Origin of the sequence: Bradyrhizobium sp. AUGA SZCCT0222, assembly GCF_018130205.1 — a bacterium.
GTDB lineage: Bacteria > Pseudomonadota > Alphaproteobacteria > Rhizobiales > Xanthobacteraceae > Bradyrhizobium.
In genome coordinates this window covers 1-24,125 of the sequence record NZ_JAFCLX010000005.1, presented here as the reverse complement: position 1 = coordinate 24,125, position 24,125 = coordinate 1, and the positions used below count along the sequence as shown (strand labels likewise).

Here is a 24,125-nt window from a genome sequence, read left to right as displayed (position 1 = left end):
AAACAATCCCGCCGCGACTTCCCGCGGCGGGATATTGCTTTCGACTTATTGCGCCGCCTTGCTGACCAGCGGCGCGCCTTCGGCCAGCACCTTGGCGATGTCCTCGCGCTTGCCGGTGACGGCCTTGGTGACGGTGTCGTTGAACGCCTTGTGCACGGCGGGCCATTGCGGGAAGTAATAGGCGCCGCGCACCTTGTCCGGCGAATCCAGCACCGATTCCTTGAGCAGCTTCATGAAGGCATCTTCCGCCGCGATCTCCGCCCAGAACTCGGTGTTGGGCGGCGGCGCGCCGGTCAGCTTGAACAGCTTCTTCTGGCCTTCCTTGTCGAGCATCATGGCTTCCAGCATCGCCTTGGCGGCCTTCTTGCGCTCCGGCGCGATCGATTTCGGGATCGCCCAGCCCCAGATATCGTCCCAGGCGAACGGCCTGGCGCGGTCGGGACCGAGCGGGAAGCGCGTGGCGGCCACCTTGCCTGCGATCTTCGACTTGGCCGGATCGTTGAACGTGCCCCACCACAGCGAGTCCGCGACCGTGAACGCGGCGTCGCCGGCCATGAACACGGCGTTGGCCTCGTTGCGGTCGTAGGCCGGCATGCCGCGCGGCACGATCTTGTGGGTGTTGATCGCATCCCACCAGTATTCGACCGTCTTCTGCATGCACGGCTCGGTCATGCCCGATTTCCACCCGTTCGCGGCGAGCTTGGCGTTGTCGCGCTCATAGGGCGGCAGCAGCACGTCGCAATTGTTGCCCCACATCGACCAGAACCAGCTGAACCAGCTGTTGTTCATCGACATGCCGCCGACATAGCCGAACTTGACCTTGCCGTCCGCCTGCAGCTTCTTGCTCGTCGTGACGAGTTGCTCCAGCGTCTTCGGCACGTCTTCCGGCTTGACGAGGTCGGAGCGGTAGAAGAACACGCTGAAAGTCTGGCCCATCGGCACGACCGTGTTCTGGCCTTGCGCGTTGGCGAACACGACCGGCGCCATGCTCCATTTGTCGGCAAACTTGTTGGCGGCGACGTCGTCGGTCGGCTCCAGCAGATGCGCCCAGGTCTGGCCCCAATCGTCATTGTGCCAGATCACGTCGTACTGGTCGGAGTTCGACGTCAGCGACGCCGTCATCTTCTCGACATAGACGCCGTAGGAATTCGGCACCTTGACGATCTTGACGTTGTTCTTGGCGCCCCAGGCCTCGAACATCGCGATCGAGGCATCCTGGATCGGGCTCGGCTGGTAGCCGATCCGCAGTTCGGTCACCTGGGCATCAGCGCTTCCCGCGGCGGACCACAGGGCCACCGTCGTTGCGACAGCCAGTTTTGTCAGTTGCTTCATCGCTTCCCTCCCTCGTTTTTGGTGTTCTTCCCTCGTCGTATTCAGCGTCCCCGTCGTTTCTAGATACGCAGTCCCCGGATCACATATTTCTGCCCGAACAGCGCCACCAGGAACGCCGGCACCAGCGCCATCACGGCGGTCGCCGCCATCAAATTCCAGCGCAATCCCATCTCGGTGACGAACTGCGCCATCACCACCGTGATCATCGGCACGCGGTTGCCGGTCAGGATCAGCGCGAACAGGAATTCGTTCCAGGTGAACAGCCAGCACAGCACCGCCAGCGCCGAGATCGCCGGCAGCGCCGACGGTATTGCGACGCGGATGAAGGCGCCCCACCGCGTGCAGCCGTCGATCATCGCGGCGTATTCCATGCTGGGATCGATGCCGTCGAAAAATCCCTTCATCAGCCATGAGAAGAAGCAGATATGCACCGCGACATGCGGCAGCAGCAGGCCGGTATAGGTGTCGTAGATGCCCCAGCTTTGGGTCACGAAGTAGAGCGGCAGCACCCAGGAGATATAGGGCACGCAGCGGAACACATAGATCGTCCCGAACCAGATCCGCGACGCCGGCCCGGTGAAGCGCGACAGCATGTAACCGCTCGATACCGTGACCAGCAGCGAGAAGATGGTCGCCAGTGTCGAGATCAGCGCGCTGTTGAGGAAGGCCGACACGATGCGGTCGTCGCTCAGCACCTCGGCGAAGCTGCCGAGCGTGAACTCGGTGCCGCGATGGACGTAATAGACGCCGGACTCCGGCCGCAGCGAGGTCAGGATCAGCCACAGCACCGGAAAAGCGAACGCAAAGCAGATGCCGAACAGCGCCAGCGCGAACAGCGTCTTGCGGCTCCATTTCGGCAATCCCGGCAGGAAATCGGGGCGGGTTACGATCGGCATTGGAAATTCCCTGGGCTAAGTTTCTTGGGCTCATGCCTTTGCGATGCGGTCGACGAGGCGGTAGAGCACCACGCCGATCACGAGGATGATGAGCCCGCCAATGATCGCCGCCGCCGAGCCGCGGCCGAGATCGAGGTTGAGGAACGCGTGCACATAGGCATAGAGGCTGAACAGCTCGGTCGAGCGGCCCGGCCCGCCGCCGGTCAGCGTCCACACGATGTCGAAGGTGCGGAAGGCATCGATGGCGCGGATCACCACGCACACCACGATGACAGGGCGCAGCATCGGCAGGGTCAGGAATCTGAACACGCGCCAGGTCGTGGTGCCGTCGATCGCGGCGGCCTCGAACGGCTCCTTCGGCAGGCTCTGCAATCCGGCGAGCAGCAGCAGCGTGAACCACGGCGTCCACAGCCAGATGTCGGTGAGCAGGATGATGCCGAAGGCGCTCCAGCGCTGCACCAGCCACGGCTGGCCCTCCAGTCCGATCGCCTCCAGCACCGCGTTGACGATGCCGAACTGGTCGTTGAAGATCCAGCGGATCATGATCGCGGCGACGACCGGCGCCACCATCAGCGGCACCAGCAGAATTGTCTGCACCAGCTTTTGCCCACGAAACGGGCGGTTGAGCAGCAGCGCCAGCGCCAGTCCCGCCACCAGCGCCCCGGCCACGCTCAGGATCATGAACAGGAAGGTGTTCGGCAGCACGACGTAGAGAAACGCCGGATCCGACAGCACCGCGTAATAGTGACTGAAGCCGACCCAGATCTTCTTCGGGTTATAGAGCGCCCAGTCGCGAAAACTGGCATTGGCGCCGATCACGATCGGCAGCACCTGAAACAGCAGCATCAGGAGTGCCGCCGGCGCAATGAGAAACAGCATGAAGCGCTGTTGCTCGCCGAACATTGGACGCCGCGATGCCGACAAGCCCGTTACCCCGCCTTTGCACCAGACTGTCACGACTCTTGTGGTCGGTACGTGCAGAAAGCCCCTTGCATCGGGATTATGGGCGCGGCGTCGGAGGCTAGTCAATCCGCATTGTGGCGTAGGCAGACGCGCGACGCATGCAGCGTGTGGCTGCAAGGTGCAAATGCGCTGCCACGCTTGAATCCGCGTGCTCACCGTTTGCACGGATTGCCGCTACCAGAGATTGCTTGCTCGCAAGCGCGGTTGTCCTCAATCGGTATCTGCCGCGGCCGCCGCGCGGAAAAGGCGGCACGGCGAGCGTCGGCATGGCGCACATTGACTGCCCCACGCCTGGAACTTCCGCGGACCCAAACTGTTTTTGGTTCCAACTGAATTGCGGCTAACCGGTCGGTGCAGCCAATGGACATGTCGAACCAGCCCAAGGAAATTGCCGAGGGTGCTGCCAAGGATATCGCCAACGATATCGATCAGGTGGCTGTTGTCGTCGATTGGCTCGATGCCTGCCGGCGACATGAGCTTGGCCCGCTGCTCGACCTGTACGCGCCCGAGGCAAGCCTCGAATGTGACTGCGATGACGGAAACACCTGTGCGGGCCGGGCCGCGCTTGAATCATATTGGCGGCCCCGGCTCGAGGCGTTCTCGCCCAATGCCTTCGGACTGGAAGAGATCACGCCGTCTGCCGACGGGGTCATGCTCGATTACCTGAACTCCGAAGGTAAGCCCGTTCGCATTGTCTTCACGTTTGACGCGGCCGGGAAGATTCTGCAAACACGCTGCGCCCCGTTTGCGCCGGCAACCGCGCTGGATGTCGCTGGTGCGCCGGATCGCACCTGGTGACTACGCGGTCGCCACGCCAGCTTTCCACCTGATGTTCTTTCGCGTGCATCGTTCGCTGAATCCCAGGGCCAGCGGTGCGCCTCACACGCCAGCTGGCAGACGGCACCGGACGTAGGTCCGACTGTTCTGCCGCTTGAATTCGAATGTCCCGCTCAGGGCCCGGACGCGCTCGTGCATTCCCGTCAATCCACGGCCAAAGGGCTGGTCCGGTGTAAATCCAACGCCATCGTCGGAAATTTCCACCAATACCTGGTTTCCTTCGATCGTCGCCTCCACGCTGATCGCGCTGGCATTTGCGTGCCTGAGGACATTGGTCACGCCTTCCTGGATAACCCGGTAGATGGTCTGGGAAAGCAGCCCATCGACGTCGTTCAGAGCGGGATCGATCCGCACATTCAGCTTGAGGCCGGGCGCCTGCGATCGCGCATATTGCAGCAGGGTCTGGACACTTTTCTCCAGCCCCAGCTCCTGGATATGAAGCGGCCGCAACCGGTCGAGGATACGGCGGTTCGCAAGTTGCAGCGCCTCGACCGACTTAAGCATCGCCTCGACCGAAGTGCCGAGTTTCCTGTGCTGTGCCGCGCCATCCTGTAGCGCCACCGCGTTGGCCCGGATCCCGAACAGCAATGGCCCGAGTTCGTCATGCAGGTCGCGCGCGATGTCGCGGCGCTCATCGTCCTGCAGCGAGACGACCTTCCGCAGCAGGCTGCGATTGTCCTGGCTCAGTTGGTTCAGTGTGCGTGCGAGTTCATTGGCCAATTCGGAACTCTTGCGAATCTCCGGCGGCCCCGTCGCTGCGATCAGGTGCTGATAGTCCCCCGTCCGCATCCGGGTCAGGCCTTCACCCAAATTCCGCAGCGCGTCGACCACGGTTCCTGCGGTCAAATAGGCGATAATGCCGGTCACGAGCATCAGGGCGATGACGGATGAAACGAGGGCGAGAAAGCCGACCCATTTCTCGTAGATGTCGGCTGAAAGATCGGGTGAAGACAGGATGTCGCCGACCTGCTTTCCATCGATCCTCACCGGAAACGAGGCGCCGATCTCCGGCAGGCCGAGAAGATCGACGAACCAGTGCGGCACGCGTCCAAGGGAGGGGTGTATCTCCGCCGGCGACGGCGTGGTCGTCTCGATACCGGTACGGCGGAAGCGGATGGCTTCGGATGTGCCCAGCGCCTGCACAAATGCGTCGAGCGTTTGCCGCGGGTTGGCGGACGTCAGCAGCGCGCTGTTGAGCGCCTCGGCAACCACCTTTGCCGATCGCGATGCCGGCTCGCTTTCATCCACCAGTTGTGCCGGCGCGAAAAGCTGCAGCGAGAGGGCCCCGAGCAGCAGCGCGGCCACGAACATGGTGCCGAGCGGGAGAATTAGCCGCATGCGAAGGGAAAGATTCTGCCACATTCGGACTATTCTAACTCCCGTAGCGCAGGTTTCTCTTTTCAATTATCGCGAAATGCCTATTTATCCCAAAAGGGGCTGCAAGGATGCAGAACATCGCCAAATCGGCAACCAGGATCCTGATCGTCGACGACCATCCCGTGGTCGTTTCCGGCTGCCGTTCGCTGTTCGCTTCGGACGCGACGGTGAAAATTGACGACGCCGCGGACGCAAAATCCGGTCACAAGGCCTTTATGACGCGACGACCGGATGTCACAATCATCGACATCAAACTTCCCGACGTCTCGGGGTTTGAGCTGATGCGACGGATCCGCAAGGAGGATCCGGACGCCAAAATCATCATGTTCAGCATGAATGACGACCCTGCCTTCGTGGTTCGCGCGGTGGAAATGGGCGCGCAGGGTTACGTCGCCAAGGGCGACGATCCGCGGACGCTGGTAAAGGCCGTTCGCAAGGTGGCTTCGGGAGAAAATTTCATCTCGCCGCAACTGGCGGAGGCAGTGACGTTCTCGGGCGCTTCCATCAAGGCCAATCCGGCCTCGCAAATGACCGCGCGCGAACTGGAAATCCTGCGCCTGCTCGGCCGCGGCGACAAAATCGTCGAAGTCGCCGACGCGCTCGATATTTCCTACAAGACCGTGGCCAACACCACCTCGCTGCTGAAGCAGAAACTCGGCGCCAAGAACCATTCCGACTTGATCCGGATCGCCGTCGAGATGGAATTGGGCTGACCGGCGTCAGGAAACTGAACTGGCCGCGCCTGTCGGCGCGACCGTCCATACCGCCGGTGCCTGCTTTCGTCGGGGCAATGGATCGATGAATGCATCACCCGGCGAATCCGCGTTTCAGTAGTGACGACGATGATGACGCCAGCCGTAATGGTGCCCGCGCCCACGGCCCCAACCGTAATGATGACCCCGGCCACCGCGGCCCATGCGATGTCCGTGACCGTGCCCACGTCCGTGCTTGACCTGGGTCACCCCGTCATCCGGCACGGTAAGCGGCGCAATCCCCAGCCTGGCGGAAGCGGATGCGGTCATTGCCAGCAGCAGTGCGCAGCCAATCAATGCGATGCGTCTCATTCAGTCGTCCTCCATCGCATGATTGCGATCACGTCTATAAGTTCCCGGTCATATGTTTGTTCCGCTCGCCGGAAAGACCGAGGTCTATAGTGGGCGGTATTGCCGACTATTCCCGATCTGTTACCGGGCCGGCTCGCTGTGCATAGGCCAGGATGGAATCCGGCAAGTGCAAACCATTCGGGAAAAAATGGAACATCCGGTTTCTCCGCGGGTTGCTGATGGCATCACTAAGAAATCGGAGGAGGATGCCTTGAAGAAATTTCTGATGATCGGCGCACTGGCGTTTGCCGCAACGAGCGTAGCCGGGACCGCGATGGCTGCCGAATATTACGTCGTTCGCGACAGCACCACGAAGAAGTGCACCGTGGTCGAAACCAAGCCGGCCAGCACGACCACCGTCGTCGTCGACAACGGCATTTACAAGACCAAGACGGAGGCCGAAACCGGCATGAAGACGACCAAGGTCTGCACCGAGTAACGACAGACCCTTCCAAGAGAAAGTCCAAGAGAAAGTCCAAGAGAAAGGGCCGCGGTTTTGCCGCGGCCCTTTTTGCGTTTCGATTCGGCTGTGCGTGCCCGTCAGTTACGGTCGCTCGACGTTGGTGATGGTTTTGCTCCCCCCCGCGTCGGTGAGCGTAAACTTGACCCGGTCGCCGGCGTGCAGGACGTTCAACAGATTGCCCTGGATCTTGGTCTTGAGCTCTTCGGCAGGACCCTCTGTTTTAGCACCGTCGGTGTTGGCGCCGACGGTGCCGCTCTGCGTTGGAGTCCGGTGCAACTGGATTGCGATCGTCCCGTCGGTCCGGTCAATTCGCGTGACCGTTCCTGTCATCGCTTGCTGGGCTGAGGCCGCTGAAACGAGGGTGAGGGCGGCCAGTCCAGCCAGCATGATCTTTGCCGTTTTCATGGAAGTCTCCCGGAATTCGAAGCGTTGACAATAATGCCGACAGGACCGGATTGTTCCCGCCGCATTTTCGTTGGCAAGTGCAATCTGATTTGTTTGTGTGTTCTTAATCTGATGTGTTTGTGTGTTTTTTTCATGTGAGCGCACTTGCAGGCCTCGAAATTCGAGTGGCGAATGTTCCGCTTGCAATGACGGTTGGCTGCGACAAAACAACCCGACGGGCAAATCAGTTCTGATTTACGGAAATCGTGTCAAGCCCCAAATCAAAAAAATATTTCTGTTTACCAGAACACAAATCAGGTGCATATGTTTGGCCATCCCGTCCCACTCAGAGGGCGTCGGCCGTCGTCACGGACGTTGGGCGGGTTGCGGTGGACGCTGGTTTACGCCTCGACGACGGCGTGGATAAGCGTACGGCAAAACCGTGTGGTCCTGGCATCCGTTGCAGGTGTCAAGCTGTCGGGTAGGCGAGAGCTGAACGGCGGCGACGGAGTCAACCAAGAACTCGTCTCCGGGGAGAGCACGGCATAAGCCGTAAAGCCATTGCGCAGGGAAGGCCGGGTGTTCTCCGCTGCCCTGTATGCTCGTGTGCATTTTGTTTTGTGCAAACCGCACGCGAGACCGCGGGTGCAGCGCGCACCCGGTCTTCCCTGCGCCCTCTCGATTAGAGGGCAAGGAAGTTTCTGGCAAAGCTCGGGCGCAATGCGCCGCGAGAATAATTTTTGTCGTCCCGGCGAAGGCCGGGACCCATACGCCGCGGCCCCCGTTATTGAAAAAAGGAAGATGACGACCAGCGTGCAAAACAATTATCGGTGGTGGGTATGGGTCCCGGCCTTCGCCGGGACGACAGTGGATTCGCTTCGGGACGACGCTCGGAGCGAGCGTTGTGCGCTCCTCGCAATGACGGTGGAGATTACTTCGCGCCCGCGCCCTTGCGCTTCCCCAAATGATACGTCAGCGCCAGCGCCACGCAGTGGCGCAACTCGGCTTCGGGCACCTTATCCTCGGCGCCAAGAAGGATGGCCCGGTTTCCTTCATAGCGCAGCTCCGGATAAAGCTCGCGAAAGGTCTCGACCAGATTGGTCTGGCAATGGAAGTAGACCGCGTATTGCCCGGCCTCAGCCTTGACCTGGTCGATCCGGATCGTGCTGCCGCTTTTGGTCTCCGCCGTGAGATAGCTCGGCTGCCCCCATTTCAACGTCTCTTCCAGCGCGCCGACGCCCTTGGTGGTTTTCGCGGTGTCGAAGATCAGCCGGCGCAGCGCCAGCAATTTTGTCCTCACCGGTTTGGGATAGGCGTCGAAGACGGCTTCGACGGCGGAAGCCGGGCTTTTCGCGGGCTGTTTTTTTGCAGCTTTCGTTCCGGCCATTTTCTTCGCAAGCCCCATCAGCGCGCCGTCGGCGGCGTGTCGAGATTGGCGAAAAGAATCGCCTTGCCGGCATCTTCGTAATGGGTATCGCGGGCCTGGATCTGCTGCGCGATGGCGTGCATGTCGCGAAAACGCCGTTCGAACTTGTTGGCGCTGAAGACAGCGGTGGCGCCGGCCATGTGATAGGCGGTGTCGACCACGGAGGCCGATTGATGAATGGTCCAGGTCGCGGCGATCCGCAGCGCGATCCGATGCTGTTCGGTGATGGCGTCGCCGCGCGCCAGATCGCGCCAGACCTCAGCCGCGGTGGTGTAGAGATAGGCGCGCGCGGCGCGCAAGCTCGCCTCGGTGCGCCCGATCAGGCCCTGCACGGCGTTGTTATCGCGCATCGCCTTGAGCCCTTGCGGCGTCTTGCCGCGCGCCAGATCGGTGGCGGCATCCAGCGTCGCGCGCGCGACGCCGAGCGAGGTCGCGGCAAAGCCCATGCTGAACACCATGTTGGTGGACAGCTTGTAGAGCGGGCCGTGTTCGCGAAGCGCCGCAGGATCGTCGCGCAGCGCCGCGAACTTGTCCGGGATGAACAGGTTGTCGACCGAGTAGGAATCGGTGCCGGTGCCGCGCAGGCCGATGACGTCCCAGACGTCATACATCGTGGCATCAGCCACCGGAAACAGGATGGTGCGGATCTCAGGCGTACCGTCCGCCTTGCGCCGCGGACTGCCGTCGGCCTCGACGATCCTGACATGGGCGCCGAGCCAGCTCGCCTGCCGGGAGCCGCTGGCAAAATCCCAGCGCGCGCTGGCCTTGTAGCCGCCGGGCACGACCTGCACTTCATGCTTGATCGCGCCCCAGGCGAGGATGCCGGGCGCGACGTTGAAAATCTCGCTGGCGGCATCGGCGTCGAGATAGGCGGCGGTCATGGCGCAGACGCTGCACTGGCCGAGGCACCAGGCGGTGGAGGCATCGGCCTTGGCGATTTCCTCCTGCATCTGCATGAAGATCTCGAGCGGCAATTCGGCGCCGCCGAGGCTCTGCGGCAGCAACGAACGATAAAGCCCGTTCTCGATCAGGGCCTCGGTTACATCAGGCGTCAGCCGCCGCGTCCGCTCGATTTCGTCGGCGTCGCGCGCGATCAATGGCTGCAGCATGCGCGCGCGCTCGACGAGGTCGAGGCCGGGGTGCTTGTTCATGCGCTTCCTCGCATTGTCTTGTTTTGTTTGCGCGAGGGGCGATGGTGGCCCATCCGCCGTCCCCGATCAAGGCGGCGCCAGGCATGCATCTCAAAGGCGCGCACCTCAAGCCGCGGCACGTCCGAGATCGAGCGATGGCTGCGATGGCCGCTTCGCCGACGGAAAACTCAGCGCCACCGCGACCGCGGTAATGCCGATCGCGAAGGAGCCGACGTAGAGCCAGTTATAGGCGTGGAAAGTGTCGAACACCCATCCGCCGGCCAATGGCCCCAACGCCATGCCGAGGCTGGCAAAGGCGGAGACCGCGCCGAACACCGTGCCCATGATGCGCGCGCCGAAATATTCGCGTACCAGCACCGCATAGAGCGGCATCACGCCGCCATAGGCGAGTCCGAAGATCACCGACAGCGCATAGAACTCGCCGAGCTGACCGACCGCGAGATACGTCGCGACCGACATCGCCTGCACGAACAGTCCGCCGACCAGCACCGGCTTGGCGCCGAGGCGGTCGGCCATGACGCCGAGCAGCAGCCGGCCGCCAAGTCCGGAGAATCCGGCAAGGCTGTAGACGGTGACGGCGGTCAGCGGCGCGATGCCGCAGATCATCGCGTAGCTCACCATGTGGAAGATCGGCCCCGAATGCGCCGCGCAACAGGCGAAATGCGCCAGTGCCAGCGTGATGAACTGCGGGGTCCGCAACGCCTGTCCGACGGACCACTGTATTTCCGGCGCGTCCGTCCCGTCGCTCGCAGGTGCTGCGGCTTCCGGCGCTGGACGCACCAGGAAAGAAGCCGGGATCAACAGCGCCCAGGATGCGATGCCGATCACCAGCATCGCGGTGCGCCAGTCATAGGTCGTGATCAAATAGCTTGCGAATGGCGCGATCGTCAGCGGCGATACGCCCATGCCGGCCGACACCAGCGCCACTGCAAGGCTGCGGCGATGTTCGATCCAGGCGCTCGCCACCGCGACCATCGGCGCATAGAAACTCCCCGCAGCAATCCCGATCAGTACGCCGAAGAAAAATTGGAATTGCCAGAGGTCTGCGGCCTGGCTCGCGCCGACCAGGCCGATACCCAGCAGCACGGCGCCGGCCAAAACCACGATGCGGGTTCCGAACCGGTCGGACAATGCGCCCCAGAAGAACGCCGCAAATCCCATGGCAAGGAAATCGATCGTCGCCGCCGCCGAGACGCCGCTGACCGACCAGCCGGTATCCGTCGCGATCGGCTGCAGGAACACCGCCAGCGACAGCATCGTGCCGAAGCCGACACAGGTCATCAGCGCGCCTGCGCCGACGACGATCCAGCCATAGGAGGAGCCGGACTGGGAGAAACCGGCGGGCTTGCTCATGCGTTTCCTCGCGCTTGTAGTATTTTTTGTGTGCGCGGGACGATGGTGACCTATCCGCCGCGGCAGAGCAAGGCGGCGGACGAATGGCCGGTCACAGGTTTTCGCATCTCACCGCCAGGATTTGGGCGGCGCAGGTCGTTGAGCCAGCGGGCAAACTGCGCGAAGCGCGCCTCAGCTATCCACCTTCAGCGCGGCAATGAAGGCTTCCTGCGGGATGTCGACCTTGCCGAACTGCCGCATCTTCTTCTTGCCTTCCTTCTGCTTCTCCAGAAGCTTGCGCTTGCGCGTGATGTCGCCGCCGTAGCATTTCGCGGTGACGTCCTTGCGCAGCGCGCGGACGGTCTCGCGGGCGATCACCTTGCCGCCGATCGCAGCCTGGATCGGAATCACGAACATGTGCGGCGGGATCAGTTCCTTCATCCGCTCGACCATGGCGCGGCCGCGGCCTTCGGCGCGGGTGCGATGCACCAGCATCGACAACGCGTCGACCGGCTCGAGGTTGACGAGGATCTGCATCTTGACGAGATCCGCGGGCTTGTAGTCGGTCAGATGATAATCGAACGAGGCGTAGCCCTTCGAGACCGATTTGAGCCGGTCGTAGAAATCGAACACGACCTCGTTGAGCGGCAGATCATACTTCACCATCGCGCGCGAACCGACATACGTCAGCTCCTTCTGCGAACCACGGCGGTCCTGGCAAAGCTTCAGCACGCTGCCGAGATATTCGTCCGGCGTCAGGATGGTGGCTTCGATCCATGGCTCCTGGATCTCGGCGATCTTGACCACGTCGGGCATGTCGACGGGATTGTGGATTTCGATCTCCTGACCGTCAGTCAGGTGCATCTTGTAGATCACGCTCGGCGCGGTCGCGATCAGATTGAGATCGAATTCGCGCGACAGCCGCTCCTGGATGATCTCCAGATGCAGCAGTCCGAGGAAGCCGCAGCGGAAGCCGAAGCCGAGCGCCGCCGACGTCTCCATCTCGAACGAGAAGCTTGCATCGTTGAGGCGCAGTTTGCCCATCGCCGCGCGCAACGTTTCGAAGTCGTCGGCATCGACCGGGAACAGGCCGCAGAACACCACGGGGATCGCCGGCTTGAAACCCGGCAGCATGTCGGTGATCGGCTTGCGGTCGTCGGTGATGGTATCGCCGACGCGGGTGTCGGCGACTTCCTTGATCGCGGCGGTGATGAAACCGATCTCGCCGGGGCCGAGTTCGTCGATCTGCGTCATCTTCGGGGTGAAGAAGCCGACGCGCTCGACGTCATAGGCGGCGTTGGTACCCATCATTCGGATGCGGCTGCCCTTCTTCATCACGCCATCGACGACGCGAATGAGAACGACGACGCCGAGATAGACGTCGTACCAGCTATCGACCAGAAGCGCCTTCAGCGTCGCGTTGCGGTCGCCCTTCGGCGGCGGCAGGCGGGTGACGATGGCTTCCAGCACGTCGGGAATGCCAAGCCCGGTCTTGGCCGAGATCATCACCGCGTCGGCGGCGCTGATGCCGATCACATCCTCGATCTGCTGCCTGACCTTTTCCGGTTCGGCCGCAGGCAGGTCGACCTTGTTGAGCACCGGCACGATCTCATGACCCGCGTCGAGCGCGTGGTAGACGTTGGCGAGCGTCTGCGCCTCGACGCCCTGGCTGGCGTCGACCACCAGCAGCGATCCTTCACAGGCCGCCAGCGAGCGCGAGACTTCGTAGGCGAAGTCGACATGGCCCGGCGTGTCCATCAGGTTGAAGATGTAATCCTTGCCGTCCTTGGCGCGGTAGTTCAGCCGGACCGTCTGCGCCTTGATGGTGATGCCGCGCTCGCGCTCGATATCCATGGAATCGAGCACCTGCTCCTTGCCCGCCATTTCGCGATCGGTCAGCCCGCCGGTGGTCTGGATCAGGCGATCGGCCAGCGTCGATTTGCCATGGTCGATATGGGCGACGATGGAGAAGTTGCGGATGTTGGAAATCGGGGCAGTTGTCATGGGGCGCGGGATAGCATTCACATCCCCGTGCGGCAACCATATTGCTGTATTTTAAGGGGCATTCTTCACGCCAAGCTGATTCCACGCGCGCCAAAAACGCGCTACGCACTCCTCCATGTCGACTGCATCAATTTTACCCGCCGCCGCGCGTTCCCGGCGCAGATTGTCCGTCCGGCGGCTGGCGGCATGGCTGGCCTCATGCGCCAGCGACCCCAAGGGCGCTTTGTGGCTGGTGAGCGGCTTTGCCGTGGTCCATGCCGCGCTCTGGACGCTGATCCTGGTCAATCTGAAGACCGGCCAGGACATCCATATGGACGTCGCCGAGGCGTTCGGCTGGGGCCAGAAGTTCCTGCTCGGCTATGGCAAGCATCCGCCGCTGTCGGGATGGGTGGCGGGCGCCTGGTTCAGGGTGTTTCCGGTCACCGATTGGGCGACCTATGCGCTGGCGATGGCGACGCTGGGCCTGGGGCTCGTGATCTGCTGGCTGCTGGCGCTGCGCGTGGTCGATCACCGCCGCGCCTTCCTCGTCGTGGTGATGCTCGCGCTCTATCCGATCTTCAACTTCAAGGGCTTCAAGTACAATCCGGACCTGCTGCAGCTGGTGACGCTGCCGCTTCTGGTGCTGGCCTATCTCGACGCATTCGAGAAGCGCAGCGTGAAATCCGGATGGTTGCTAGGGATCGCCGGCGCGCTGGCGCTGATGACCAAATACTGGGCGCTGACCATGATCGGCGCCATCGGCCTCGCCGCGTTGATCCACCCGCAGCGCCTGCAATTCCTGCGCTCGCCGGCGCCGTGGGTGGCCATCTTCGTGCTCGTCGTGGCGATGGTCCCGCACTTCCTCTGGCTCAGGGACGTGAATTTCGTCCCGTTCACCTATGCCGGCGAAATCTACTCGATCAGCGACCGCCGCATGATCGACAACCTCGCGCTCGGTTATGTCGGCCATAATCTGGCGCTGCTGGCGTTGCCGGTGGTGCTGGCGGGCGTAGCGCTGGCGTGGCCGTCGCGCTGGCGCAAGCCGTCTTTTGCGTTCTGGTCGCGCGGTGCGAATGCCAGCGTGAACACCACGCAGGCACTCAATGTCTGGCTGATCCAGGCGGTGGTCGCGATCGGACCGCCACTCGGCGCAGTGCTGTTCCAGGTCTATATCAAGACCGATTGGGGCATCCCGCTGTTCTTCCTGGCGCCGCTGGCGCTGATCGCGATCCCGGCGTTGCGGGTGCGGAGCATCGCGTTGCTGCGGCTGACCGCGACCTGGCTGGTGCTTACATTGGCGGTGTTGATCGCATCGCCGCAGATCGCTGCCTATGATGCCGGCCAGCATCGCAACGAGGGCGCCAGCTACCGGGCGCGCTCCGAACTCGCCCGCGAACTGACGGAAGTCTGGCACCGGCGGTTCTTCTCAGCCTTGCCGGTGGTGGCGGCCTACAGCGATATCGGCCACCCCGTTACATTCTACAGCGCCGATCATCCGGCGGTCCTGACGCCGTACGAGCCGTGGTCATCGGGCCTGACCTCGCTCGAAGAGGCCAAGCGATCCGGTTTCATCGGGATCTGCGAAACCGGCGACTGGAAGCTGGAAAAATGCGAGGCATGGATGAATGCCCATGCTGCCAATGGCGAGCGTATGGTGGTCACCACGCGCAGGTTTTTCTCAGGGGGGCCGGGCCCCGCCACGATCTGGAACGTGATTGTGGTGCCGCCGGAAAAGAAATAGGCGGCGAACAAGAAGATTTGGGCAAGAAAATTTGGGGGAACGCATGAATCTCGATTTGACTGGAAAGACCGCGCTCGTCACCGGCTCGACGCGCGGCATCGGGCTCGCAACCGCCATCGGGCTTGCCCAGATGGGCGCGGAAGTCATCGTCAACGGGCGCGAGCAAGCTGCTGTCACCGAGGCCATGGCAAAGGTCCGGCAAGCTGCGCCTGCCGCCGAGGTGCACTCGGCGGCGATCGATCTCGGAGGCGCCGAAGGCTGCGCCGCGCTTACAGCGCAATTTCCCGAAGTCGACATCCTCGTCAACAATCTCGGCATCTACGAGCCGAAAGGATTCTTCGATATCGAGGATTCCGACTGGACGAGGATGTTCGAGGTCAACGTGATGAGCGGCGTGCGGCTCACCCGGCATTATCTGAAGCGGATGCTGGACAACAAGGATTGGGGCCGCGTCGTGTTCGTCTCCAGCGAATCCGGCGTCTTCATTCCCAAGGAGATGGTTCACTACGGCTTCTCCAAGGCCGCCCAGCTCGTCGTGGCGCGCGGCGCCGCCGAACTCACCAAGGCGACCAACGTGACCGTCAATTCGGTCATGCCGGGGCCGACCTGGGTCGAGATGGCGCCGGTGCGCCTCGCCGCGCGTGCCAAGGGCATGGGAACGACCGTCGACGACCTCGTCGCGCGCACCTTCAGCGAACGGCGGCCGGCCTCGCTGTTGCAGCGCTATGCCGAGCCCGAGGAGATCGCCAACCTGATCTGCTACGTCTGCTCGAAGGCCTCCAGCGCCACCAACGGCGCCGCATTGCGCGCCGACGGCGGCATCGTCACCAATCCGTTTTGATCTCCGTCATCCCCGGACGAACGCAATTGCGTTCGCTCGGGAGGTGCGAGCGCAGCGAGCCTCGAAGGATGGACACAGCCCGCGGCCCATCCTTCGAGGCGCGCAAGAGCGCGCACCTCAGGATGACGGCGGAGTGTGCGGGCTTCGGCTTAACCAAAGCGCCTCAAACGCCTTCTTCGTTGAACTTGTCGGCGACGAGACCCGCGATCGCATCGACCGCGGCCTGCGCCTCGGGGCCGGTGGCGGAAACCGTCACCGTGGTGCCGGGGCCGGCGGCCAGCATCATCAATCCCATGATCGAGGTGCCGCCGACGGTCTCGTTGCCACGCGTCACCCAGACCTCGGCGTTGAACCGCTCGACCATCTGGACGAATTTGGCCGACGCGCGCGCGTGCAGTCCGCGCTTGTTGATGATGAGAAGTTCGCGGGAAATGGCGCCGGCCGGCACGCTCGGCCCGACGTCGTTTCCGGGCGCGGCCTCGTCGCTCATTTGCCGGCGAGTACGCGGCTGGCGATGGTGACGTACTTGCGACCGGCTTCCTGGGCCATCGCGATGGCATCCGGAAGCGAGCGCTCTTCGCGCACCTTGGCAAGCTTCACCAGCATGGGAAGGTTGATACCTGCGAGTACTTCCACCTTGGGGCGGCTCATGCAGGAGATCGCCAGGTTGGAGGGGGTGCCACCGAACATGTCGGTAAGGATAGCAACTCCATCGCCACTGTCGACGCGATTCACCGCTTCGATAATGTCGCTTCGACACAAATCGGAGTCGTCCTCGGCTCCGATCGTAATCGCTTCAATTTGTTTCTGCGGACCCATGACATGTTCGAGCGCCGCCCTGAACTCGTCGGCAAGGCGCCCATGGGTCACAAGCACTAGACCAATCATCGGAAACTCCTCGCGGGTGCTTTTGGTGCACCGCACGAACGCGCCACTTTGACCATCCAGAGGCCCCGCGCAAGAGGGCATCTTGGCTATTCTCCCGGAAATCGGTGGCAAGAGAGGGGAGCCTGCGCCGGTCTTATTCGGTCGCGATAGTGGGGCTTATATGGTTACCAAACCCCTTCACACAATCGGCCGTATTATTACCGGAAGGTGAACTTTCAGTTGTCGTCAGCGCGGCGACAACCAGCGGAAGGGGCTGAAAGCCGGTTCCGACAGGGATTCTCGGTATCAAAACACCATTAAGGTCGACGACAAGGGCTTCGGGCGGTGGCAGCCGTTCCGCGTCATCAGCCGCGAGATCGACAACCAGACCGACTACCGCCTCGCTGACGCAATCACAGCGGCGAATCCCGAGGCCCCGGATTTCGATCAGGCCGGCCAACTCAGCCGCCGGGCGGACCCACAATTCTCCGGCCAGTGTGTCGAGATGGACACGGTCATCGCCCACCAAAATGGCCGGTGGAACCTGGCCGGTACGGCCGGCCAGAATCAGGTCGAAGGCCAGCCGTGACTTGCCGGAACCCGACGGCCCGCGGATCAGGACGGCGCGGTCGCCAACCAGCACGGCGGAGGCGTGCACGCTGACATTCTCGGTCATGGCGCCGGCAGCCTGACCACGAAGCGCGCGCCAGCGACCGTCGGGTTGCCGTCGGCGTCGGCCGGACCGGACCGGTTTTCCGCCCAGATACGCCCGCCATGGGCCTCGATGATCTGCTTGGAGATCGACAGCCCGAGGCCGGAATTCTGGCCAAAACCCTGATGCGGCCGGTCGGTGTAAAAGCGCTCGAAGATGCGCTCGAGCGCATCCTCGCCGATGCCCGGGCCGTCGTCGTCGACCACGATTTCGATTTCCGAACGGACGCGGCGGCAGACGATGCGCACCTTGCCGCCGGCGTGGGAGAACGATTGAGCGTTCGACAGGAGGTTGGAGATGACCTGGCCGAGCCGCGAATCATGGCCGGGCACCGAGAAGGTATCGGTCGGGGTGCGGCCCTCGAAGCGCGCCTCGACCGAGACGTCGTGGCCGAGCTTGGTTTCATTGGCGACCGAGGTCAGCGTCGTCAGCAAGCGCCTGAAATCGACCGGCGCCATATCCTGCCGCTGCAGTTCGGCATCGAGGCGGCTGGCATCGGAAATGTCTGATATCAGCCGGTCGAGCCGCCTGACGTCGTGTTCGATGACGGCGAGCAGCCGCGCGCGGCTGTTTTCATTGCGCGCCAGCGGCAGCGTTTCCACCGCCGAGCGCAGCGAGGTCAGCGGGTTCTTCAGCTCATGGGCGACGTCGGCGGCAAACATCTCGATTGCCTCGATGCGGCTATAGAGCGCGTTGGTCATGTCGCGCAGCGCGCCGGAAAGATGGCCGATCTCGTCGCGGCGGCGGGTGAAGTCGGGAATTTCGACACGGGTCTGGATGCGGCGGCGAACGCGCTCGGCGCCGTCGGCCAGTCGCCGCACCGGACCTGCGATCGTGCTCGCCAGCAGCAGCGACAATACGATCATGACGGCGGAGGCGACGCCGCCGATTTTCAGGATCGCCCAGCGCTCGGCGCCGACCATCTGGTCGATGTCGTCGCCCTGGGTCGTGAGCATCAGCGCGCCACGCACCGCGCGGAAGTGCTGCACCGGCACGGCGACCGACACGATGACCGCGCCGCGCTCATTGACGCGGACCATGCTGCTCTTCTGACCGCCCAGCGATTGCGCGACTTCCTGATAGCCTTTGCCCCCCTCGGGGCCGAGTTCGCGATAGATCGGCAGATCGCCGCGATTGAACCAGGTGCGGATCGCGGTCAGCGTCCGCTCCGCAATATTGGGCTTGTCGGCCGACGGTGGCGGCAATTCGAACCGCAGCACGTCGCCGCGGGCAAACAGATTGCGGCTGTCCAGGATAAGCCCGCCTTCGCGGTCGAAAATACGTGCGCGCGTCTTGGTCGGCGCGATCAGGCGGCGCAACACCGGCGCGACGCGCTCCGGGTTGATCGGAAAGTCGGAATACTCGTCCGGGATGCCATAGCTTTCTCCGGGCTTCAGATCGAGCAGGCGGTCGGGATCGACGGTGATGGTGCCGCCCTCGACGGTGGCCGAGGTCGCGATCGCTTCGGAGATGATCTCGGCATACACCAGCAGGCTCTGCGCGCGCGCCTCGATCAGGCCGGCGCGGAACTGCGACAGATAGAGGATGCTTGCCACCAGCGCGACGAGGCCCGCCAGATTGAGCGAGACGATACGGCGGGTGAGACTGGAGAAAGAGAGTGCAAAGAAGAATTGTCCGGCGCGACGCAACCAGCCCAGCGGCCGCCGCCAGCCCTGGCTCTGCGCCTTGTCGTCGGCAACGTAATCCCGATCGAGGGACGCAGATGCATCCTCGTTGTTCCGGCCTCGATCAGGCTGCGTTCGATCTAGCAATGGCTAAAACTGCCGGTTGTCTCGACTGTCCCTGCAAGCGCTGCTCGCGCGCTCAATCCTACCCCAGACGCGCCAAGGCGTCAGTTAACGAGCCGCTCAAGCATGACCCGGAAAAGTGGACACCGGTTTTCCGAAAAGATCATGCTCAAACAAAAAAGACCAGAAGTGCAGATCAGGCTTCCTTGAAGCGATAGCCGACGCCGTAGAGCGTCTCGATCATCTCGAAATCGTCGTCCACCACCTTGAACTTCTTGCGCAGCCGCTTGATGTGGCTGTCGATGGTGCGGTCGTCGACATAGACCTGATCGTCATAGGCCGCGTCCATCAGCGCGTTGCGGCTTTTCACCACACCGGGCCGCGTCGCCAGCGCCTGCAGGATCAGGAACTCGGTCACGGTCAGCGTCACCGGCTCGTTCTTCCAGGTGCAGGTGTGACGCTCCGGATCCATTCGCAGCAGGCCGCGGTCGAGTGCACGTGCATCCGGCTCCTTCGGTGCGGCGGTCGGATCCTTGGGCTGTCCCCGGCGCAGCACGGCCTTGACGCGCTCGACCAGCAGGCGCTGGGAGAACGGCTTGCGGATGAAATCGTCGGCGCCCATCTTGAGGCCGAACAATTCGTCGATCTCTTCATCCTTGGAGGTGAGGAAGATGACCGGCAGATCGGACTTCTGCCGCAGCCGCCGCAGCGTCTCCATGCCGTCCATGCGCGGCATCTTGATGTCGAGGATCGCAAGGTCCGGCGGCGAGGTGCGGAAACCATCGAGCGCCGACGCACCATCCGTATAGGTCATGATGCGATAGCCTTCGGCTTCGAGCGCGATCGAGACGGAAGTGAGAATGTTGCGGTCGTCATCGACCAAGGCGATTGTGGGCATGAGCCTGCTTTCGAAAGAGAAGTGGCTTAAACGGCGGGCAATCCAGCCATGCGCCGTATAAATGGGCTTCGTATTCGGTCTACGAGCAATGCAAGCTGGGCTGAAGTGTGACCGAGTTCCGCAAAAACATTCCGCGGACGATGCGTAGCACCCATATAGCACCCTCAAGGCCTGAGCAAAGGGCCTTTTTGCAGTAAAATGGCTGGAAAAACCCATGCAACCGACGGCTGATTTTAACCCTTCCAAACTGGCCCGCTCGCTGCTGCGGCGCAGCCGGCAGGGCGCGTTGGGAACCCTGATGGCCGGCAGCGGCGATCCCTATTGCTCGCTGGTCAATATCGCCTGTCATTTTGATGCGTCGCCAATCCTGCTGATCTCCCGGCTGGCGCTGCACACCAGGAATATCCTTGCCGATAGCAGGGTCTCACTGATGCTGGACGAGCGCGCCGCGGGCGACCCCCTGGAGGGCGCCCGGATCATGCTGGCAGGGCGGGCCGAGGAGGCCACAGGCGACCAGGGTGAGATCCTGCGCCGGCGCTACCTCAACGCCCATCCATCCGCGGAAGTCTTTGTAGACTTTAGGGATTTTTCGTTCTTCCGGATCGTGCCCATAGGCGCCCATCTGGTCGCCGGCTTTGGCCGGATCATCGACCTGACCCCCCAGCAGTTCCTGACCGATATCAGCGATGCGGAGGGGCTGCTGGAGGCCGAGCAGGGCGCCGTGGAGCACATGAACGAGGACCACCGCGAGGCGATGAACCTCTACGCCACGCGCCTGCTCGGGGCCGACAGCGCCGACTGGGCCTGCACCGGCTGCGACCCCGATGGCATGGACATGCAGGCAGGCTCCGCCACGCTGCGGCTGGATTTCCCGGAACGGGTCACCAACGGGACCGCCCTGCGCAAGATGCTGGTCCGGCTGGCGGGCGAGGCGCGGGCCAAAGAGCCCGCCAAACCCTAAGCAGCCACGCGAAAGCGGAATTTGCAAAAGCGGAGTTTGAACGGCTGCGGCTATTCGCGCGACCTAATCGACGCCCGCGTCGAGATGGCCAAAGGTCAAAGTCCGCATCATGAATTCCCGCAATCGATTGGTATTTTCGCTGTGCCTCGCGCTGCTGGCGACAACTTGCCTCAGTGCGCCGTCCTCGGCGCAAAAGAGCGAGACCGCGGCGGTCAGCGCCAAAATCAACGAGCTCAGCCGCGCCGGAAAATATGCCGAAGCTGTTGCGCTGGCGCAGGGGCAGGTCGAATCCCTGGAAAAGAAGTACGGCCCCGCGCATCGCGACGTTGGAGCCGCGCTGAACAATCTGGCGCAGCTCTATGGCAGTCAGGGCAGGGACGCTGAAGCCGAGCCGCTGTCCAGGCGGGCCATTGCGATCCTGGAGAAGACGGCTGGCGCCGAGTCGCCGGAGATCGCTGCGGCGCTAAACAATCTCGCTGCGCTCTATCAGCGCCAGGAGCGCTACGCCGAAGCCGAGCCGCTGTTCAAGCGGGCGCTGGCGATCCGTGAGCGGTCGCTGGGGTCCGGGCATCCCGACGTCGCGCAGTCGCTGAACAATCTGGGCACCCATTACGAGAAGCAGGGCCGCCACGATGACTCCAAGCCGTTGTTCAGGCGCGCGCTGGCGATCTATGAGAAAGCGGCGGGTCCGGAGCATCCGGCGGTCGCGACGCTTCTGAACAATCTGGGTCAGGTCGAGAAGGTCGAAGGCCACTTTGCCAAAGCGGAGCCGCTGATCAAGCGCTCGCTGGCGATCCGCGAGAAAGTACTCGGCCCCGATCATCCCGACGTGGCGCGTTCGCTGAACAATCTGGCGGAGCTTTACGATGGGCCGACAGACCGCGTCCGTGATGCCGAGCGGCTTTTCGAGCGGGCATTGGCGATCCGTGAACGCGCGGTCGGCCCCAATCATCCCGATACCGCCAGATCCATGAACAATCTGGCGCTCTTCCAAGCAAATACAGGTTACCCGGAGAAGGCGTTGCCGCTGGCGCAGCGGCTGATCGCGAGCGGGCGCGGGGAGCTCCGCGCCGTTCTTCCCGTGCTCGCGGACGCGGAGCGCAACAAATTGATCCCGACCGATCAGGCGCTGGATGCGATGCTCAATGCGATCCAGCACGGCACCCAGTCGTCGGCAGCATCAGCCGTCAACAAGCTGGCGGTGCGGCTGGCCGCCGGCAACGACCGGCTCGCCGAACTGGTTCGCCGGGATCAGGATCTCGCCGCGGAAGCGGAAGCGCTGGACAAGGCTCTGGTGGCGGCGGTCTCGAAAGAGCGATCGAAGCGAGACCTTGCTGCCGAGCAGAAGACCAAGGCCAGGCTTGCCGCCATTTCGACCGAACGCCCGTCGTTGCAAAAGACCTTGTCTGCGGAATTTCCCGACTACGCCGCGCTGTCGAATCCGCTGCCGATGACGGTGAAGGAGATTCAGTCGCTGTTATCAGGCGACGAGGCGATGGTGCTTCTCACGGCCACGGTAAAGGACAGCTACGCCATCGCGATCACGCGCGAGGGATTTGACTGGTCCCCGATCGGGCGTGGCTCGGAAGGGCTATATGAGTTGGTCGCCGATTTCCGCCGTGGACTGGATATCGCCAATGCCAGCGATGCGTCCGGCAAATCCACGCTGTTCAATCTCGAATCCGCCCATTGGCTGTACAACCACCTGCTGGGCCGCGTCGAGACGCGGATAAAGGACAAGCGCAGCCTTCTGATTGTCCCCACCGGCGCGTTGACGGCGCTGCCGTTTCATTTGCTGGTGACGGAGAAGCCGCCGGCCGCGATCCCGGAAAAACTTGACGGTTATCGCGATGCCGCCTGGCTGCTCAAGCGTCACGCGGTGTCGGTGTTGCCGTCGGTCGCAAGCCTGAAGACGCTGCGGGCGATTGCCCGCAAGGATCAAACCACCAAACCGATGACCGGTTTCGGCGATCCGCTGTTCAATCCGTTGCAGGATAGCACTGGCGACAAGCGCGGCGCAGCCAGGCCGGCGGCGATCAAGTCCGCGGCGCGCGGCGTCACCAACGTCGCCTATACCGACTTCTGGCAAGGCGCCGGTGTCGATCGCGCGCGGCTCTCGCGCGTGCTGTCGCAACTGCCTGATACCGCCGATGAACTCAATGCGGTCGCAAAGGATCTCGGCGTTTCCGCAAGCGATATTCATCTCGGCGAGAACGCCAGCGAAACCAATGTGAAGCGCGCCCCGCTTGCCAATTACAGCATCGTCTATTTCGCGACCCACGGTCTCGTCGCCGGTGACGTGAAGGGGATCGCCGAGCCCTCGCTGGTGCTCAGCATTCCGAAGCAGCCGTCCGAACTCGACGACGGCCTGCTCACGTCGAGCGAAGTGGCGCAGCTGAAACTCAACGCCGATTGGGTGGTGCTGTCAGCCTGCAACACGATCGCCGGCGACAAGCCCGGCGCCGAAGCGCTTTCGGGATTGGCGCGATCGTTCTTCTATGCCGGCGCGCGTGCATTGCTGGTGTCGCACTGGGCGGTGGATTCCGCGGCCGCCACGCGGCTGACGACATCGACCTTCGATCGGCTCAAGGCTGACCCGAAGCTTGGCCGGGCCGAGGCGCTGCGCCAGTCGATGCTGGCCTATCTCAACGACCCTTCCTCGCCCCGAAATGCCTATCCGGCGTTCTGGGCGCCGTTTGCGTTGATCGGCGAGGGTGCGACCCGCTGAGCTTTACTGTGGATTGTGCGGCGCAAACCAAATGGTAGCGCTATCGCGCGGCTGATGGTCGCGTGTTGAGCGCTGCTAAACGCCCCGCGCCGCAACAAGTGTTTGATCCAGATCAAAGCCTTGGCTGGAATAAACCAAAATGCGCGGGATCGGCTTGGCAAGCACGGCGTTGCCAAGTATTAGGTCGCCGGACCGGAGCCGGAAGGCTATATTCAGTGGTCACCGCGACAGAAGCGCGTTTAGCGGCATTCGCGCGATCGAGATACGCGGGTTCGAGGAGGTTCTTCGTGCAAGAGACGGGTCTACGTAACGGTGCCTTTGGCGCCGATAAATTCGGTTTAAAGAAACTCAAAGAGGTTCGCTGGAACCTCGGAGCGCCGCA

At 62.9% G+C, this 24,125-nt stretch carries 21 protein-coding genes; 7 read left to right on the top strand and 14 right to left on the bottom strand.

What is annotated here, in order from left to right; all coding sequences use genetic code 11:
- Positions 1 to 45 precede the first annotated feature (45 nt).
- The 3 genes from JQ629_RS05510 to JQ629_RS05500 are packed head-to-tail and all read right to left on the bottom strand — an operon-like array spanning position 46 to position 3,131.
- The gene (locus JQ629_RS05510) at positions 46 to 1,332 is read right to left on the bottom strand and encodes an ABC transporter substrate-binding protein (protein WP_212411712.1); all 1,287 of its coding nucleotides are present in this window, start codon (positions 1,330 to 1,332) and stop codon (positions 46 to 48) included.
- 59 nt (positions 1,333 to 1,391) lie between these two features.
- Positions 1,392 to 2,228, bottom strand: coding sequence for a carbohydrate ABC transporter permease (locus tag JQ629_RS05505; RefSeq protein ID WP_212411710.1), 837 nt, complete (start codon positions 2,226 to 2,228; stop codon positions 1,392 to 1,394).
- A 30-nt stretch (positions 2,229 to 2,258) separates the two neighbouring features.
- Positions 2,259 to 3,131, bottom strand: a complete 873-nt coding sequence (locus JQ629_RS05500; protein WP_212411708.1) for a carbohydrate ABC transporter permease — start codon at positions 3,129 to 3,131, stop codon at positions 2,259 to 2,261.
- Positions 3,132 to 3,551: 420 nt separating this feature from the next.
- On the opposite strand from JQ629_RS05500, the gene JQ629_RS05495 reads away from it, so the two are divergent.
- Positions 3,552 to 3,989: a nuclear transport factor 2 family protein gene (locus tag JQ629_RS05495; RefSeq protein ID WP_249134841.1), complete on the top strand. Its 438-nt coding sequence runs from the start codon at positions 3,552 to 3,554 to the stop codon at positions 3,987 to 3,989.
- An 81-nt stretch (positions 3,990 to 4,070) separates the two neighbouring features.
- Here JQ629_RS05495 and JQ629_RS05490 read toward each other — a convergent pair whose 3' ends face one another.
- On the bottom strand, positions 4,071 to 5,390 hold the full coding sequence (locus tag JQ629_RS05490; protein WP_212411705.1) for an ATP-binding protein: 1,320 nt from the start codon (positions 5,388 to 5,390) through the stop codon (positions 4,071 to 4,073).
- 83 nt (positions 5,391 to 5,473) lie between these two features.
- Between JQ629_RS05490 and JQ629_RS05485 the strand changes: the two genes are divergently transcribed.
- Entirely contained in the window at positions 5,474 to 6,118 is a 645-nt protein-coding gene (locus JQ629_RS05485) for a response regulator transcription factor (RefSeq protein WP_212411704.1), read from the top strand.
- 616 nt (positions 6,119 to 6,734) lie between these two features.
- The gene (locus tag JQ629_RS05480; RefSeq protein WP_502752478.1) at positions 6,735 to 6,947 is read left to right on the top strand and encodes a hypothetical protein; all 213 of its coding nucleotides are present in this window, start codon (positions 6,735 to 6,737) and stop codon (positions 6,945 to 6,947) included.
- Positions 6,948 to 7,052: 105 nt separating this feature from the next.
- Here the strand turns inward: JQ629_RS05480 and JQ629_RS05475 are convergent, their stop codons facing one another.
- From JQ629_RS05475 to lepA, 5 genes are all read right to left on the bottom strand, one after another.
- Positions 7,053 to 7,376, bottom strand: a complete 324-nt coding sequence (locus JQ629_RS05475; protein ID WP_212265257.1) for a hypothetical protein — start codon at positions 7,374 to 7,376, stop codon at positions 7,053 to 7,055.
- A gap of 910 nt (positions 7,377 to 8,286) precedes the next feature.
- Positions 8,287 to 8,742, bottom strand: coding sequence for a DUF1801 domain-containing protein (locus JQ629_RS05470; protein ID WP_212411702.1), 456 nt, complete (start codon positions 8,740 to 8,742; stop codon positions 8,287 to 8,289).
- Between the two features lie 17 nt (positions 8,743 to 8,759).
- On the bottom strand, positions 8,760 to 9,932 hold the full coding sequence (locus JQ629_RS05465) for an acyl-CoA dehydrogenase family protein (protein ID WP_212411699.1): 1,173 nt from the start codon (positions 9,930 to 9,932) through the stop codon (positions 8,760 to 8,762).
- A gap of 105 nt (positions 9,933 to 10,037) precedes the next feature.
- Positions 10,038 to 11,285 (bottom strand): MFS transporter, encoded by a 1,248-nt coding sequence (locus JQ629_RS05460; protein ID WP_212411697.1) that lies wholly within the window; start codon positions 11,283 to 11,285, stop codon positions 10,038 to 10,040.
- A gap of 171 nt (positions 11,286 to 11,456) precedes the next feature.
- Entirely contained in the window at positions 11,457 to 13,268 is a 1,812-nt protein-coding gene (gene lepA, locus JQ629_RS05455) for a translation elongation factor 4 (RefSeq protein ID WP_212265806.1), read from the bottom strand.
- Positions 13,269 to 13,383: 115 nt separating this feature from the next.
- On the opposite strand from lepA, the gene JQ629_RS05450 reads away from it, so the two are divergent.
- Both JQ629_RS05450 and JQ629_RS05445 read left to right on the top strand, forming a co-directional pair.
- Complete coding sequence (locus JQ629_RS05450; protein WP_212411695.1) at positions 13,384 to 14,988, top strand: glycosyltransferase family 39 protein; 1,605 nt, start codon at positions 13,384 to 13,386, stop codon at positions 14,986 to 14,988.
- Positions 14,989 to 15,031: 43 nt separating this feature from the next.
- Entirely contained in the window at positions 15,032 to 15,829 is a 798-nt protein-coding gene (locus tag JQ629_RS05445) for an SDR family NAD(P)-dependent oxidoreductase (protein ID WP_212411693.1), read from the top strand.
- A gap of 163 nt (positions 15,830 to 15,992) precedes the next feature.
- Here the strand turns inward: JQ629_RS05445 and JQ629_RS05440 are convergent, their stop codons facing one another.
- The 5 genes from JQ629_RS05440 to JQ629_RS05420 form a co-directional block, all read right to left on the bottom strand.
- A complete protein-coding gene (locus tag JQ629_RS05440) occupies positions 15,993 to 16,319 on the bottom strand; it encodes an HPr family phosphocarrier protein (protein ID WP_212265809.1) in 327 nt (108 codons plus the stop codon).
- A complete protein-coding gene (locus JQ629_RS05435; protein ID WP_021076632.1) occupies positions 16,316 to 16,717 on the bottom strand; it encodes a PTS sugar transporter subunit IIA in 402 nt (133 codons plus the stop codon). The genes JQ629_RS05440 and JQ629_RS05435 overlap by 4 nt, the downstream gene beginning before the upstream one ends.
- 133 nt (positions 16,718 to 16,850) lie before the next feature.
- Positions 16,851 to 17,372: an HPr kinase/phosphorylase gene (locus tag JQ629_RS05430; protein WP_212411692.1), complete on the bottom strand. Its 522-nt coding sequence runs from the start codon at positions 17,370 to 17,372 to the stop codon at positions 16,851 to 16,853.
- The gene (locus JQ629_RS05425) at positions 17,369 to 19,180 is read right to left on the bottom strand and encodes a sensor histidine kinase (RefSeq protein WP_212411691.1); all 1,812 of its coding nucleotides are present in this window, start codon (positions 19,178 to 19,180) and stop codon (positions 17,369 to 17,371) included. Before JQ629_RS05425 ends, JQ629_RS05430 begins: the two co-directional genes overlap by 4 nt.
- Positions 19,181 to 19,352: 172 nt before the next feature.
- Positions 19,353 to 20,054, bottom strand: coding sequence for a response regulator transcription factor (locus JQ629_RS05420; RefSeq protein WP_016843287.1), 702 nt, complete (start codon positions 20,052 to 20,054; stop codon positions 19,353 to 19,355).
- A 214-nt stretch (positions 20,055 to 20,268) separates the two neighbouring features.
- Here JQ629_RS05420 and JQ629_RS05415 point away from each other — a divergent pair, with 214 nt between their 5' ends.
- Positions 20,269 to 21,015 (top strand): HugZ family pyridoxamine 5'-phosphate oxidase, encoded by a 747-nt coding sequence (locus JQ629_RS05415; RefSeq protein WP_212411690.1) that lies wholly within the window; start codon positions 20,269 to 20,271, stop codon positions 21,013 to 21,015.
- Positions 21,016 to 21,124: 109 nt separating this feature from the next.
- Complete coding sequence (locus JQ629_RS05410; protein ID WP_212411689.1) at positions 21,125 to 23,743, top strand: CHAT domain-containing tetratricopeptide repeat protein; 2,619 nt, start codon at positions 21,125 to 21,127, stop codon at positions 23,741 to 23,743.
- Positions 23,744 to 24,125: the final 382 nt, after the last annotated feature.